This is a genomic window from Halorussus ruber, assembly GCF_004765785.1.
GTDB lineage: Archaea > Halobacteriota > Halobacteria > Halobacteriales > Haladaptataceae > Halorussus > Halorussus ruber.
This window is the reverse complement of the sequence record NZ_ML219770.1, coordinates 92,673-106,330: the sequence shown is the minus strand read 5'-3', so window position 1 is coordinate 106,330 and position 13,658 is coordinate 92,673. Positions and strand designations below refer to the sequence as shown.

At 62.8% G+C, this 13,658-nt stretch carries 15 protein-coding genes; 10 read left to right on the top strand and 5 right to left on the bottom strand.

Annotated elements, in window-relative coordinates; all coding sequences use genetic code 11:
* Positions 1–501 precede the first annotated feature (501 nt).
* A complete protein-coding gene (locus tag EPL01_RS03885) occupies positions 502–831 on the top strand; it encodes a transcription factor S (RefSeq protein ID WP_135823949.1) in 330 nt (109 codons plus the stop codon).
* A 115-nt stretch (positions 832–946) separates the two neighbouring features.
* On the top strand, positions 947–1,270 hold the full coding sequence (locus tag EPL01_RS03880) for a hypothetical protein (RefSeq protein ID WP_135823948.1): 324 nt from the start codon (positions 947–949) through the stop codon (positions 1,268–1,270).
* Here the strand turns inward: EPL01_RS03880 and EPL01_RS03875 are convergent.
* Positions 1,267–1,719 carry a hypothetical protein gene (locus tag EPL01_RS03875; protein ID WP_135823947.1) on the bottom strand — a complete coding sequence of 151 codons (453 nt, stop codon included), beginning with the start codon at positions 1,717–1,719 and terminating at the stop codon, positions 1,267–1,269. The genes EPL01_RS03880 and EPL01_RS03875 overlap by 4 nt on opposite strands.
* Before the next feature lie 112 nt (positions 1,720–1,831).
* Positions 1,832–2,224 carry a DCC1-like thiol-disulfide oxidoreductase family protein gene (locus tag EPL01_RS03870; RefSeq protein ID WP_135823946.1) on the bottom strand — a complete coding sequence of 131 codons (393 nt, stop codon included), beginning with the start codon at positions 2,222–2,224 and terminating at the stop codon, positions 1,832–1,834.
* Between the two features lie 197 nt (positions 2,225–2,421).
* On the opposite strand from EPL01_RS03870, the gene EPL01_RS03865 reads away from it, so the two are divergent.
* The 3 genes from EPL01_RS03865 to ppc all read left to right on the top strand — a co-directional run bounded on the left by EPL01_RS03865 (position 2,422) and on the right by ppc (position 6,259).
* A complete protein-coding gene (locus EPL01_RS03865; RefSeq protein ID WP_135823945.1) occupies positions 2,422–2,979 on the top strand; it encodes a DUF7342 family protein in 558 nt (185 codons plus the stop codon).
* Between the two features lie 3 nt (positions 2,980–2,982).
* The gene (locus EPL01_RS03860) at positions 2,983–3,483 is read left to right on the top strand and encodes a hypothetical protein (RefSeq protein WP_135823944.1); all 501 of its coding nucleotides are present in this window, start codon (positions 2,983–2,985) and stop codon (positions 3,481–3,483) included.
* 73 nt (positions 3,484–3,556) lie between these two features.
* Entirely contained in the window at positions 3,557–6,259 is a 2,703-nt protein-coding gene (gene ppc, locus EPL01_RS03855; protein ID WP_135823943.1) for a phosphoenolpyruvate carboxylase, read from the top strand.
* A 47-nt stretch (positions 6,260–6,306) separates the two neighbouring features.
* Here ppc and EPL01_RS03850 read toward each other — a convergent pair whose 3' ends face one another.
* On the bottom strand, positions 6,307–7,791 hold the full coding sequence (locus EPL01_RS03850) for a methyl-accepting chemotaxis protein (RefSeq protein WP_168215797.1): 1,485 nt from the start codon (positions 7,789–7,791) through the stop codon (positions 6,307–6,309).
* Positions 7,792–7,923: 132 nt separating this feature from the next.
* Here EPL01_RS03850 and EPL01_RS03845 point away from each other — a divergent pair, with 132 nt between their 5' ends.
* From EPL01_RS03845 to EPL01_RS03835, 3 genes are all read left to right on the top strand, one after another.
* On the top strand, positions 7,924–8,490 hold the full coding sequence (locus EPL01_RS03845) for a hypothetical protein (protein WP_168215796.1): 567 nt from the start codon (positions 7,924–7,926) through the stop codon (positions 8,488–8,490).
* A 53-nt stretch (positions 8,491–8,543) separates the two neighbouring features.
* On the top strand, positions 8,544–9,053 hold the full coding sequence (locus EPL01_RS03840) for a hypothetical protein (protein WP_135823940.1): 510 nt from the start codon (positions 8,544–8,546) through the stop codon (positions 9,051–9,053).
* 840 nt (positions 9,054–9,893) lie between these two features.
* On the top strand, positions 9,894–10,328 hold the full coding sequence (locus EPL01_RS03835) for a phosphate-starvation-inducible PsiE family protein (protein WP_168215795.1): 435 nt from the start codon (positions 9,894–9,896) through the stop codon (positions 10,326–10,328).
* Positions 10,329–10,895: 567 nt separating this feature from the next.
* Here EPL01_RS03835 and EPL01_RS03830 read toward each other — a convergent pair.
* Positions 10,896–11,213 carry a cupin domain-containing protein gene (locus EPL01_RS03830; RefSeq protein ID WP_135823938.1) on the bottom strand — a complete coding sequence of 106 codons (318 nt, stop codon included), beginning with the start codon at positions 11,211–11,213 and terminating at the stop codon, positions 10,896–10,898.
* A gap of 674 nt (positions 11,214–11,887) precedes the next feature.
* On the opposite strand from EPL01_RS03830, the gene EPL01_RS22345 reads away from it, so the two are divergent.
* A complete protein-coding gene (locus EPL01_RS22345) occupies positions 11,888–12,013 on the top strand; it encodes a hypothetical protein (RefSeq protein WP_255198431.1) in 126 nt (41 codons plus the stop codon).
* Positions 12,014–13,243 carry an RNA-guided endonuclease InsQ/TnpB family protein gene (locus EPL01_RS03825; protein ID WP_135823937.1) on the top strand — a complete coding sequence of 410 codons (1,230 nt, stop codon included), beginning with the start codon at positions 12,014–12,016 and terminating at the stop codon, positions 13,241–13,243.
* Positions 13,244–13,367: 124 nt separating this feature from the next.
* On the opposite strand, the gene EPL01_RS03820 is transcribed toward EPL01_RS03825, so the two are convergent.
* Entirely contained in the window at positions 13,368–13,586 is a 219-nt protein-coding gene (locus EPL01_RS03820; protein ID WP_135823936.1) for a DUF8142 family protein, read from the bottom strand.
* Between the last annotated feature and the right edge of the window lie 72 nt (positions 13,587–13,658).

Here is a 13,658-nt window from a genome sequence, read left to right as displayed (position 1 = left end):
CGGCGAAATCGGCGTCGGCCAGCGTAAAGCAATCAAATTATTGCTTAAGAAATTGTGGAGGTATGTTTGCGTGGTCCGGCGCTCCTCGGACTGCGGCGAGTCCGCGACTCCGAACGCGACGGCAGGCCGACCAACCGGCGTGGGTGCGCTCGACTGACCAATCTTGGCCGGGTGGATGAAGGGGCCGCCCGGCCGCGCTTGCTCGGTCGCTGGCCGACCCCTATCTGAGGCGGGCGGTGTTGAGAGCCGAAGATATGTCGGCCAGCGACCGCGACCGGGCGGGGGCTTCAGAGGCGTTCACGGTCGTGATTCCCCCTCGAATCGCTACCAATGCAAAGCGACGGGGCGGGGGCTTCAAGAGGACATCATCACGCCGGTTCTGCGGTTCGCGTGTGCAGTCAAATCTGGATTCTACGGTTCGCGGTCACGTCTCGCTCTCTCAGTAACGAAGCATTCGAAGGAACGTGGCGCTTATCAGCACTCGGGCGTTAGCCATCGAACATGCAATTCTGCGACGAATGCGGCTCCATGATGAAGTCTATGGGGTCGAAGATGATATGCACGAACGACGACTGTCAGGACACGACCGAGAAAGACGAGGACAAGGCCGCCGAGTTCGTCTCGACCGAGGAGCAGGGCGACTCCGACGTCATCGAGACCTCCGAGGACGCCAACTTCGAGGGCAAGCCCACCGCCGAGGACGTGACCTGCGACGAGTGCGGCCACGGCAAGGCGTGGTACACCATCAAGCAGACCGGCTCTGCGGACGAACCCCCGACGCGCTTCTTCAAGTGTCAGGAGTGCGGGTACCGCTGGCGGGAGTACAGCTAACGACGCTCTGAATCTCGGAATCGTTCTCCGACGGACTTTACGAAAGGTTCTATTGCGGACGTGCGACCGGAACGGCTCCCTATCGTTTATATACTAGTGAGGTGAATTCGGTAATATGAGTGTCGAGATAGAGGGCTTCGAGGAGATGGCCGACAAACTCGACCGACTCGGAGAACGCACGGAGTCGGGCGAGCGAACGAACGCCGTCTCGTTCGGCGAACTGTTCCCGGAGGATTTCATGCGGACGTACACCGACTACGAGTCGATAGAGACGTTTTTCGCGGCGAGTCCGTGGACGGTCGAAACCGAGGCGGAGTTCAAGCGGATTCCCGAGGCCGAACTCGACGAGTACGTGGCCGAACACACCGGGTTCAACTCGTGGGAGGCCATGCTCTCGGTCGCCGCCAGAGAGTGGTTGAACCGGCAGCTTTCGGGTTAGTCGGCCCGTTGGTCTTCGACAGTGTTCGATTCCGAACACTCGTCTGATGCATTCTCGCCGTCTTCGGGGTCGGCCTCGGACGCCACCGTGTCGTCCTGCGTATCGTCTCGCTCGTTTTCGCCGTCTCGCTTTCCCACTGGCCCGTTCGGATACACGTCGATGTCGTGTCCGGTCCCCTTGATTTCGACTTTCGTCGGTGGACCACTCGCGCTATCGTCGTCCTTGTGGAGGGCGTAGACGCCGACGAGAAACGAGCCGATTGTCGTCGCGCCGAGAATGGCACGCCAGAGCGCCCGAATGGTCTCGGTTACGTCGCCGTATCGCGGCTTCTCGACGATAATCCGCACCTCTACGAAGTAACTCGCACCGAAGAGTACGAACGCGAGGAGACCGACGAAGAGCAGCAGCATCGGAAAGTAGCGTCTGTCGTCTATTTCGACTAAACTCATCGATGTACTCCGACTTACCTACACCACGATATATAAACTTGTGGAGAGCTGTTCGGTTCACGACGCCCGAGGAGAAATCGGAGACGGGACGATGATGGGAACGCCAGCGAAGCTACTTCTCGCTCGAATCGGACTGCTGGCGCGCTGGCGGCGTCTTCGACACGACCATCCCGAGGTCCCCGCGATGGTCGGCGACCGCCTGATACACCGACTCGCGGAACCGGTTGTAGTCCTCGAAGTTCCGGAGGAACCGGACCAGCGATCCCGCGCTCTCGCCGACTTCGGACCGGACGAGCGCCTGCTCCAATGACTCGCCGCAGGAGTACACCCGGCCGTCCGCGATGAGGTGGGCGCACTCCTCGTAGTCGTCGGGCAGTCGCTCGCGCTCCTCGTCGGTCAGCTCCGAGAAGCCGACGATTCGGAACTCCGAGCGGTTCCCGAAGAAGTCCGCCCACCACGTGCAGAATCCGCAGTCGTCGTCGTAGACGAGGGTTATGTCGCTCATGTGTGGAACTGACGGGCGTCGGGCACTAATCTGTGTTGGAGAACCAGCGGAGACTGCCAAACTGGTCGGTGGCCCTATTCCGATATCGGGCTTACGTGAATCGCCCAGATAGTTTCTTGTTCTTCGACAAATAATCAATCCTCTCAAAAGATTATTGTTCTACAAGACGGTTATTCGATGTAGAGGTGCAATAGACCATGAACGACGCTTCACCGGACGATACCGAAAAAGGTGGTCCACAGGCGGCCGAAACGTGGGTCGAACAGACGAGTGCGTTCGACCGAGTGATGTCGGTCGCGCTCTCGGTGTCAGACCCGAAAACCGCGAAGTCGATAGCGAACGAGGCCTACGTCGCCGAGACGACCGCTCGAAATCATCTCGAACGACTCGTGGAACTGCGGGTTCTCACGTCGGCGACTGCGAACGGAACGACGACGTACTCGCCGAACTCGGGGTATCTTCGGTTTCGAAAGCTATCGGAGTTAGTCGAACAATACGATAAAGACGAAATAGTCAAAAGGCTGGCTGACCTCAAAGCCGATATCGAGGTGTGGGAAGACGAGTACGGCGTGGACGACCCCGACGAACTCCGGGTGAAAGCCGCCGCAGACGGCGTTTCGGCCGAGGAGACCCGTGAGCTTCTCCAAATCGCGTCGGAGTGGGAGTCCCGCGAACACGAGAAATTCATGATGCGCGACGCAATCGAGCGATACGACAGGCTTCGAGAATCGAGTCGAGAACAACTGCACAGTTGAACGATGGACGAGTCGCTGGCATTCGACGGCGGGTTGCCACCGGGGTCGGTCGGTGGGAAGCGCAGACGCATCTTGGACCAACTCAAGCGAAACCTCCGACATCACCCCGGAACCGCGGCAGTCCGGTTCGAGGAGAGCGGAACGGGAACCGACTGGCGACTCGTCACGGACCTCGCGCTCTCGGTGCTACTGAACGAAAATCCTCCGGTGAACGACGCCGAGTTGTACGTCAACTGGTGGCCGCATCCCGACCCGACGCCCGACCAGTTCAAAATCCATTATGTCGAATCGAGTGGGTTCGACTGCGGTTGGCATCGACAGGAGAACGACCACGTGGCCGGACTCGACCACTATCAAGAGCGACATCCATCGGACGCCGAGTACACTTACGAACCGGCCGATTTCGACCACGAGAACCCGGTCGGGATTCTCTGGGAGACCCTAGACGAGAAGCTACTACCCCGACTCAGAAGGCGCGTGGAGTCGAGTCGACCACACGAATAGTTAGTAACTCAGAATCGAGTGGTAATTTTCACTCATTCCCGACGTTTTAGCCTCACCAGACCGAAGTCGTGGTATGCGACTCCACGACAGAGACGTTCGGCAGGACGTGCGGGAACTCGGGGCGCTCTTGGGGGACGTATTAGAGGCCCAGACCTCCAAAGAGGCCTTCGAGTTGGTCGAGTCGGTCCGGACCGACGCCATCGACTACCGACGGGGCGAGGCCGACAGTCGGGACGCGCTCCGGGCGGAACTCGCCGACCTCCCGCCGGAGCGCGCCGGGGTGGTGGCCCGCGCCTTTGCGACCTACTTCGAACTCATCAACCTCGCCGAGGAGCGCGAGCGAGTCCGGGCGGTCCGAAAAGGGGGCCAAGAGGGGACGCTGGCCGACAGCGTGGCCGAGGCCGCCGAGACACTGGCCGAGGAGGGCGCGGACGCCGAGGAAATCCAGCAGATTCTCGACGACGTGCTGGTCGAACCCACCTTCACGGCTCATCCCACCGAGGCCCGCCGGAAGACGGTGAAGGCGAAACTCCGGTCGGTCGCGGCCGACATCGAGACGCTGGACGAGCGCAGGCTGACCGACCGCGAGGAGGCCGTCGTCGAGCGCGACCTCGAAGCCGAGGTCACCAGCCTCTGGCAGACCCCGCAGGTCCGCGACCGCAGGCCCGAGGTCACCGACGAGGCGCTCAACGTCCAGTGGTACCTCGAAAACACGCTGTTCGACGTGGTGGGCGAGGTGTACGACGAACTGGAGCGCGAACTCGGCGACGAGTTCGGGGACCTCGACGTGCCCAAACTCTTCGAGTTCCGGTCGTGGGCCGGGAGCGACCGGGACGGCAACCCCTTCGTCACGCCCGAGGTGACTGCCGAGACGCTCGACCGCCAGCGAGAGGTCGTAGTGGCGCGCTACCGCGAGGAGTGCAAGCGCCTCTCGGGCGTGCTGAGCCAGAGCGACCGGAGCATCGAGATGGGCGAGGACCTCCGAGAGCGAATCGAGGCCGACCGCGAGCGCCTGCCGGGAGTCGCCGACGAGGCCCGAGAGCGCTATCCCGACGAACCCTACCGCCAGAAGCTGAAGTTGATGCGCGAGCGCCTCGACCGAATCGGCGACGTGCGACCCGGCGAGTACGAGGAGACCGACGAACTGCTGGCCGACGTGGACGCCATCGCCGAGAGCCTGCGGGAAAACGGCGCGGAAGTCGTCGCCGAGAACGATGTGGACCCCCTCCGGCGGCGAGTCGAGACGTTCGGCCTCTCGCTGGCGAGTCTGGACCTGCGCGACCATCAGCAGAACCACACCGAGGCAGTCGGCGAGGCCCTCGCCCGGGAGGGCATCGACTACGCCGAGATGGACGAAGACGAGCGCGTCGAGACGCTGACCGAGGCGATTCTGCAGGACGGCCCGATTATCGACGTCGGAGCGGCCGCCGACGCCGAGGACCTCTCGGACACGACGAGTCGGGTCCTCACGCTGTTCGACAGGACCGCCGACTGGCAGGACGAGTACGGCGTGCAGGCCATCGACACCTACTGCATCAGCATGACCGAGGAGCCGAGCCACGTCCTCGAAGTCCTGTTTCTCGCGGACCAAGCCGGAATCGTTGACTTGCCCGGCTACTCGGGCATCGACGTGGTGCCCCTGCTGGAAACCGAGTCGGCGCTCTCCGGCGCGCGGCGAATCATGGGCACGCTGTTCGAGAACGAGGCCTATGCCGCCGCGGTCGAGGCCCGAGGAGGAACCCAGGAAATCATGCTCGGCTACTCGGACTCGAACAAGGAGAACGGCTTTCTGGCGGCGAACTGGAGCCTCTACCGCAACCAGAAGCGCCTCGCCGAAATCTGCGAGGACCACGACGTGCGCCTCCGACTCTTCCACGGCCGCGGAGGCTCCATCTCGCGTGGCGGCGGCCCGATGAACGACGCCCTGCTGGCGCTCCCCAACGAGACCATCACGGGCGAGGTCAAGTTCACCGAGCAGGGCGAGGCCATCGCCGAGAAGTACGCCAACCCGAAAATTGCCGAGCGGAATCTGGAGCAGATGCTCAACGCCCAACTCCGCGCTCGCCACGAGGCGATTCGGGAACCGACCGAGGAGGTCCCCGACGAGTGGACCGAGGCGATGGCGACCGCCGCGGATTCGGCGCGCGAGGCGTATCGGGGCCTGCTGGAGACCGAGGGGTTCGTCTCGTACTTCGAGCAGGCGACCCCCATCGAGGTCATCGAGGAACTGAATCTGGGGTCGCGCCCGGCCTCCCGGTCCGGCGAGCGCACCGTCGAGGACCTGCGGGCGATTCCGTGGGTGTTCTCGTGGACGCAGGCCAGAGCCATCCTGCCGGGGTGGTACTCGCTCGCGGAGGGACTCGATAGCTACCTCGACGCTGGCGGCGACGTGGAGACCCTCCAAGAAATGTACGAGGAGTGGCCCTTCTTCCGGACGACGCTGGACAACGCCGCGCTGGCGCTGGGCCGGACCGACCTCGAAATCGCGGCCGAGTACGCCCAACTCGCGCCGAGTGACCTCCGCGAGGAGTTCTTCCCGCGAATCGAGGACGAGTACGACCGGGCGGTCGAACTCGTGGGTGAGATTACCGGGCGCGAAGGACTGCTCCGCAGAGACTGGCTCGAAGAGAGTCTGGAGCGTCGCAACCCCTACGTGGACCCCCTCAACCTGCTTCAGGTCAGACTGCTGGCCCAATCTCACCGCATCCCGGAAGAAGACCGAACCCTGCGACTGACCGTCAAGGGCATCGCGGCCGGGATGAAGAACACGGGGTAGTACAGGGGAGTACAGGATAGTACGGGATAGAGTCCGATTTCAGCCGCTCAGAGGTTCGAGACGGTGTCTTCGAGTTCGGCTATCATCATCACCTGCTCTTCGGTCGCGGCGGCGATGCTGTCCACCTCCTCGGAGACCCGGTCTGCCTTCTCGGCGGCGTCGTCTATCATGCTTGCGACCTCCTCGGTGCTGGCGGCCTGCTGGTCGGTCGCGTCCGTAATCTCGCCCATCCCGGTCGCGGTCTCGGTCGCGGCGTCCACGATGCGTTCGAGTTTCTCGCCGGTCTCTTCGACCGCCTCCACGGTGTCGGAGATGGAGCGTTCGCTCTCGCCGAGGCTGTCGAGGGTACTCTGGGCGCGGTCCTCGATTCGGTCGACCATCGACTCGATTTCGGAAGCGCGAGTCTGGGACTCCTCGGCGAGATTCTTGACCTCTTCTGCGACGACCGCGAAGCCGTCTCCGGCCTCACCGGCGCGGGCCGCCTCGATGGAGGCGTTGAGCGCGAGCAGGTTGGTCTGGTCGGCGACGTCGTTTATCATCTCGACCGCGTCGCCGATCTCCTCGACCGCATTTTGCAACGCTTGAGCGTCCTCCACGATGCTCTCGCGGGCCTCGTCTGTCTCGCGGGTGGCCTCGATGGCGCGCTCGCCGAGGACTTTGCCCTGCTCGGCGAGTTCCTGCGCCTCGCGGCTCTGCTCGCCGACCTCCTCGGCGCTGGCCGCGATTTCCTCGATGGTGGCCGACTGCTTGGACACCTCGGTCGCAATCTGGTTCATCTGGTCGGACTGCTCGTCGGTGAGTTGACTGATTTCCTGGGCGCTCTGGTTGACGTCCTCGGAGGACTCGTTGAGGTCGGCGACCGTCATCTGGGTCTGCTCGCCGACCGCGTCGACCCGACTCAGTCGCCGCTCCAGCGACTCCTTCTCCTCGCGGAGTTCTTCGAGTTCCGCGGCGTCGCCGCCCATCTCGTAGGCGTCGAGGCCTGCGCTCGCGTCGAGTGCGAACAGCCGACCGAGGGACTCGACCTGCTCGAAGGTCTCGTCCACCCGAGCGTTGACCTCCTCGACCATCGCGTCGAGGTGGCCGCCAGCGGGGTCGGCCGCGACGACTTCGCCGCCGTCGGTCGCCGCCTCCTCGCCCGTAGCGGGGGCGAGTTCGCGGACGGTCTGTTCGACTTCGGCCTGAAGTCGCTCGCGGAGCGCGGGCAGGACCGCCTCGAACAGTCGCGCCTGACTGCACAGGTACGCCGACGGCGACAGGCCGAGTTCGTCGTGGGCCGCGCCGAAGCGGGCGCGCTCGGCGAACGCCTCGGCGTCGTAGTCCGTCTCGGTGGTCAGGGACGCGCCGAGGTCCGCGAGCGCCGCGAGTTGGTCGTCGTCTACGTCCTCGCGGTCCGCGTAGGCCTCACGCAGACGCTCGGCGACGGCCTCGCTGTGACCGTCGGGGGCGATGCCCGCAAGCGTTTCGGCGTCCGATTCGTCGAATCCGACGAGCGATTTTCGAGCGTCGAGGTCGGTCGGTTCGACTGACACATCGTGGGCTGACTCCGAGAAGATTTCAGGCATTTTAGTCAATTACAAAATACCTATCGGGGGGCTTAAATCAGTACCGTTTCCGGGAGCGGGGATAACCGTTACAGACGTCGGTGGCTTTGTCCGAATGGGATGGGGATGAACGAGGAACACGAGACGGAAATCGACAGGCGGAGCTTTCTCAAACAGGGAGCAGTCGGCGCGTTCGGCGTCGGCGGCTTGGGTACATTCGCCGCGCAGGACGAACCGGACCGCGCCCGCTTCGCTCGGCGGATGGCCTTCGACTACCCCGAGCGACTCGGCGAGAGCCTCCGGCGAAAAATCGTCCTGCTGACCGACAAGACGGACGACGACCCGGACGTGAGCGAGGTCGACACCTGCGAGTTCGCCAACTGGCCGCCCGACAAACTCACCCTCTGGGAGGGGATTCTGGTCGAGTGGGACGGGGCGGCTGGCGGGTTCTTCGGCCGGAATCCCGACGTGCGCGCCGAGCAGTTGGTCGAGCGCAAAAAGATATACGTAGACGAACAGGAGACGCCGCCCGAACTCGGCACGCCGTATATCGTCTCCGGGCTCGTCGAGTGCCCGGAGGGACTCGCTGGCGTGACCGCGACCCAGATTCCGGGCATCGACATCAAGACCGGCCCCGGCGTGAGTACCGGTGAGGGAGCGCGGGACCTGACCGAACGGTTCCGATAATCGGCGGGACCCCTTTAGAAGCCCTTTTGCTCGCGGAGGAGTGACTCGGAGACGTGTCCGCAGACGACCTGCGCGTGGAGGTCTACCCCGGCCGCGAGGCGGTCGTGGAGTTCGACCCGGACCTGACCTTCGAGTGCGTCGAGGAGTGTACGTGGTGCTGTCGGCACGGCGTCCTCCTCTACGACGAGGACTTTCTGGAACTCGCCGAGCGCGCGGACCTGAGCGAGGCCACGACCCGGTTCCGCGGCGAGGACTTCGTCCCCCGCGAGGAGAAAGACCGGGACGACCACGTCGCCGACGACGGCGCGGCCTGCTACTTCCTCCGCGAGGACGGCCGCTGCGAACTCCACGCCGAACACGACTGGAAGCCCGCGCGTTGCTCGGTGTTTCCACTGGAGGTGGTCCTCGAAGACGGCGAGATTCGCGTCTCGACCCGCGAGAAGGCGTGGGACCACTGCGAGGGGATGAACGTGAGCGAGCGCCGGGTCGTGGACAACCTCGACGCCTTCCTGCCGGAGTACCTCTGGGAACTGGAGAATCCGGACACCAAGCGCGAGTTGTAACCGTCGGCGAGTTTCGGCGGTCTGGATTTTCGGCGTCGTAGCCACTCCTCGGCCTTCGGTTCGGCGCGCGCTGGAGCGACGCTCGTGTCGCTCCGGCTCCGCGCGAGGTCTGCACGAGCGAAGCGAGTGCAGTCTTCGAAAATTGGAGATTTTCGTGCTGTGGCAAATCTTCGATTTGCAACAGCTCGGCAGACGCGGTTTGTCTGCCGGTGGACGCGGCCGCCTTGCGCGGCCGCGAGGCTGGGGAGGCGTGAGGCCCGCGGTCGCGGTGCGGTTTGCAGTCGCGGCGCTCTGCGATGGGTCCCCGACTCGGAGGAGTAGCCAGCCACCTCGTCACCGACCCTCCTCGTCACCGACCCTCCTCGGCCAGTCGCTACCACCACGAACAAACCGCTACCGAGTCCTGCTCGAAGAGTCTGTGGCTCAGCCGTTTCCGGTTAGTCGGACTGGCGGTCCTCGGCCCCGACCGACGAGCGACCGCCGGAGGACAACCCGCGTCCTCCGAGGTCACACTCACTTCGTTCGCGTGACCGCGCGAAACGTCCGGGCCGAGTTGATTCGTTTTCGCATTTGAACCTTCGCGTGCGAGAAAGTTCGCGTACGAGGAAGACGATTCGCGTGTGAGAAAGACGAGCAGAAATTCACCCTAAAGAACGAATCTATTGTCTTTTATGAATCAAAACATTTCTCTAAGCAATCCAGTATGTGTCTAATGGCGGACACGCTCCGCTCCGAATGCGACGCCGTGCGGACGGAATCGAAGTGTCGTTCGGGCAGAACGCACTTTTGCCGGGGCGTCGAAACGTGGTACCTCGAATGGACCGACCGGAGGCTACACGCGTGACGGGCTGGTTAGAAGGGAGCGTCACGTTTCTCCAGACCGTCATCGCCGGATTTCTCGTCGTCCTCCTCGCGCTCGGGGTCGTCAACCTCGGGATTACCATCGTCGCGTCGCTGACTACCTTCGGCGCGGACGACCCGTCAGGGGTCGTCTCGCTCATCCGGTCGGCCATCGACATCGTCCTCTACTTGTTCGTCGTCGTGGAACTCTACAAGACCATCGTCGCCTACGTCGAGGCCAAGAGCGTCGTCGTCGCGGTGATACACGCCGGTCTCATCGCGGTCGTGCGCCAAATCATCATCTTCAAGCCCGACGACTACAATCCCACGGAGGCCATCACCATCGCGGGCGTCTACGTCCTGCTTCTGGTCGCGCTCTTGGCTGGATTCTACATCGTCCACCGCGAAATCGAGGAGTCGGACCAACTGGAGTGATTCGGGATTCGGGTGGCCGATTTGGAGTTGGGGATTGATTCAGAGTGACGGAGTTCGGGAACCAGAGAGTCGATTGAAACTGGAACAGAGGTTTCGAAAGCCCTCGCGCGGTTCGCGGTCTCTCACCGACATATCGCGGACCTCTCCGCACAGCCCGGTCCGCGATAGGGGTCGCTGAGACGACCATGCCCTTCGGGCGCCGGAGGACAAACCGCGTCCTCCGAGGTCACCCTCGCTTCGCTCGCGTGACCGCGAACCGCGCTCGCCCTTTCAGTCCGCCAAGGGAGAGGATTGCTTCGCTGAGCGAAACCGGGAGTTGTCTCCATCTCGACCACCGCACCGCGACAGCCTCGAACCTCCCCAACCTCTTGCGCTTCTCGGTCGTCACTCCCTGCGGTCGCTCCTCGCTGCGATGCTCGTCCCTCGCGCGGTTCGGCGCGACCAGCAAGCGGTCGCGCCGGAAGACAAACCGTGTCTTCCGAGCAGTCGGTCGCTTCGCTCCCGACGACGCCAGCACGCGCCGGGAGAGAAGTCGAAATGTGCGCTACGTTGAGCTACGTCGAACTCTTAGGACGGGAGCGGACAGAGACTCGCGGTCAGCACCGCGATTTCGTCGGTGTCGTTGCGCGCGCCGTGGACCTCGCCGCGCTCGTGGAGGACGACGCCGGGTGCCTCGATGGTCTCCTCGTCGTCGCCCTGAATCACGGTAACGGTGCCCTCCAGCACGTGGAAGACGTTGGTCGCGTCGGCGTGGTCGTGAGCCGAGAGTTCCGCGCCGGGGCCGAGCGCGAACGCCTTCACCAGCACGTCGTCGGTCGCGGCCAGTTCCGTGTCGATGACTTCGCCCGCGTCGGGTTCGAGGTCGGGATAGCGGTCGAGTCCCATGCCACGTTCGACGGTCGGACGCGCCTTAAAAGCCGGTACGGAGAAGTACAAAAGCGGGGCGGCTGGGTGGGCGGAGTAGCGCAGTCGATGGGTGCCTCTGTCGTGGTGAGTTGGAACGACGAGCAGCGACGAGGCGGTCGGCGTCGCGCTGGCGGAAAACCGGGCCGGTGGGCGGGTCCGGCCCGGCCGGGTGTGTTCGTCGCCGCTCGTCGTCGCGCCGGGATGTGCGGTTGCGGTCGACAACGCGTTGCCGGGAGCGGAGACGACAACGCGCCGGTCGCAACGACCGCATCAGTTCCTTGGGGAGCGTCCCACTTCAACCGCGGCGACTGTACAGACGATTCAGAGCCGTTCACCGCCCGCTGAACGGTTTTAAACAGTTCATTATATTTAGGCGCTAAGTCCCCTTCCTCAGGGAGTCGTTCGAGAGAGCGAAGTTCTCTCGTGATCACGAAAATCGAAGATTTTCGGACGACAACGCAGGGAGCGAAGCGACCGAGTAGCGTTAACGAGATGCGCCGCGTCTCGTTCGCACATCAGAACGCTCCGCGTTCTGAGGACACAGTAGAGAGGGGGATACAGCACCGTCATCGTCTCCCAAACACTCCGCGACGACAGACCCACAGGCCCACGCAATCGCAACTCTTATTTGTGTATTTTATGTATAGTGTGTTGTGACGACTCGCAAAAACATCTCCATCCGTGACGACCAAGAGGAGTGGATTCAGGACAACCACCTGAATCTCTCCTCGTTCGTCCAAGAGAAACTGGACGAGCTTATCGAGGAACGAGAGTCATAGATGCACTACAACTATAAGTATCGGCTCGACCCACCGGAAGCCCTCACCGAGACGCTTCTGCACCACGTCGATACTTGTCGGCAACTCTATAACCACGTCCTCTACAAACTCAACGAGGCAGACGAGATTCCAGCACGCTACAAGGTACAGGGGACGCTTCCCGACCTGAAATCGTGGTGGGACGACCTCGGAGACGTTCACTCGAAAGTGTTGCAGATGGTCGTCAAGCGCGTCTACGACAACCTCTCCTCGCTCAAAGCACAGAAGGAGAATGGGCGTGCTGGGGGAATGCTCAAGTGGAAATCGCCTCGGGAGTATCGGTCGCTCACCTACAACCAGTCCGGCTTCGAACTCAAGAATACGAGTGGTCGGCCCGTGTTATGGGTGAGCAAAATCGGTGAGATTCCAATTCACTTCCACCGAGACATCTCCGAGAACGCGACTATCAAACAGGTCACGGTCAAGCAAGAACCTACGGGCGAATGGTTCGCCACGTTCGGTATCGACGTGAACGAAGACACGCCCGAGAAGTCGGAGAATCCAGATCGAATCGTCGGGGTTGATGTAGGAATCTTGAAGTACGCACACGATACCGATGGAACTGCTATCCAGTCACCGGACTTCTCCGACGAGCGCGAACGGTTAGAACGTGCCCAACGCAACCTTTCGCGGAAAGAACACGGCTCGAACAACTGGGAGAAACAACGCAAGACGGTCGCTCAACGCCACGCCGACCTGAAGCGGAAGCGTCGAGACTTCTTGCACAAACTCTCGGCATACTACGCCCGCGAGTACGACCTCGTAGCGGTCGAGGACTTGGACGCGAAGGGACTGGTCGAACTGCCGGGCAACTCTCGTAACCGGGCCGGAGCCTCGTGGGGAACGTTCCTGCGGATGCTCGAATACAAGTGCGAGCGCGAAGGAACACACTTCGTCGCCGTAGACTCCCGAGGTACGAGCAAAGAATGCGCGTCGTGCGGAACAGAGACGGACAAGCCGTTGTGGATGCGTGAGCATTCGTGTCCATCGTGTGGGTTCGAGGCGGACAGAGACGCGAATGCGGCGTGGAACATCCTTTCTCGCGGTCTCGAAGATGTAGGAGTGGGACACTCCGAACCAATGCCTGTGGAGACTGCGCTCCCTGCGGATACACCCGTATCTGCAAAGCGCGTCGTGGAAACAGGAAGCCCTACCCTCACCGAGCGAACCGCATCAGCGGTGAGCGAGTAGGGTGGGGTAGTTCACACAGTTCAACTCTCGCGTATGATATGTTATTCGTTCGCAAGCACCGACTGAACGCTTCCGGAAAAACGAGAACGTGCCGTTAGGCTCACCGGCGGCGTCGAAATCTGGCCTACGTCCGATGCTCGCCGACGAACCCTTTCGAGAAAGCGATCCACGCCAGCACGCTCACGAACAGAATCGGCGGCAGGATGGCAAAGCCCCACAGGGGGTCGATGCCCCACGCCAGCAAGAGGACGACGTCGGCCAGTCCCAGCGCCAGAAACGGTAGGACGGCCAGCGCCGCCCGCTTGCGGTCTATCGACCCGGACGACGGGAAACGGTTCTCCATGTATCCCTCTCGGTTCCCGACCGACAAAAAGCGTCCGCTCGCGGGTGGCCGAGAGGAGGTGGCCCCTCGTGG

What these genes read in the sequence shown, in the direction of transcription:
- EPL01_RS03880 (WP_135823948.1), top strand. Translation starts at nt 947, where the DNA reads ATGAGTGTCGAGATAGAGGGCTTCGAGGAGATGGCCGACAAACTCGAC.
- EPL01_RS03820 (WP_135823936.1), bottom strand. Translation starts at nt 13,586, where the DNA reads ATGGAGAACCGTTTCCCGTCGTCCGGGTCGATAGACCGCAAGCGGGCG.
- EPL01_RS03870 (WP_135823946.1), bottom strand. Translation starts at nt 2,224, where the DNA reads ATGAGCGACATAACCCTCGTCTACGACGACGACTGCGGATTCTGCACG.
- EPL01_RS03825 (WP_135823937.1), top strand. Translation starts at nt 12,014, where the DNA reads ATGCACTACAACTATAAGTATCGGCTCGACCCACCGGAAGCCCTCACC.
- EPL01_RS03875 (WP_135823947.1), bottom strand. Translation starts at nt 1,719, where the DNA reads ATGAGTTTAGTCGAAATAGACGACAGACGCTACTTTCCGATGCTGCTG.
- EPL01_RS03845 (WP_168215796.1), top strand. Translation starts at nt 7,924, where the DNA reads ATGGGGATGAACGAGGAACACGAGACGGAAATCGACAGGCGGAGCTTT.
- EPL01_RS03830 (WP_135823938.1), bottom strand. Translation starts at nt 11,213, where the DNA reads ATGGGACTCGACCGCTATCCCGACCTCGAACCCGACGCGGGCGAAGTC.
- EPL01_RS03860 (WP_135823944.1), top strand. Translation starts at nt 2,983, where the DNA reads ATGGACGAGTCGCTGGCATTCGACGGCGGGTTGCCACCGGGGTCGGTC.
- ppc (WP_135823943.1), top strand. Translation starts at nt 3,557, where the DNA reads ATGCGACTCCACGACAGAGACGTTCGGCAGGACGTGCGGGAACTCGGG.
- EPL01_RS03885 (WP_135823949.1), top strand. Translation starts at nt 502, where the DNA reads ATGCAATTCTGCGACGAATGCGGCTCCATGATGAAGTCTATGGGGTCG.
- EPL01_RS03865 (WP_135823945.1), top strand. Translation starts at nt 2,422, where the DNA reads ATGAACGACGCTTCACCGGACGATACCGAAAAAGGTGGTCCACAGGCG.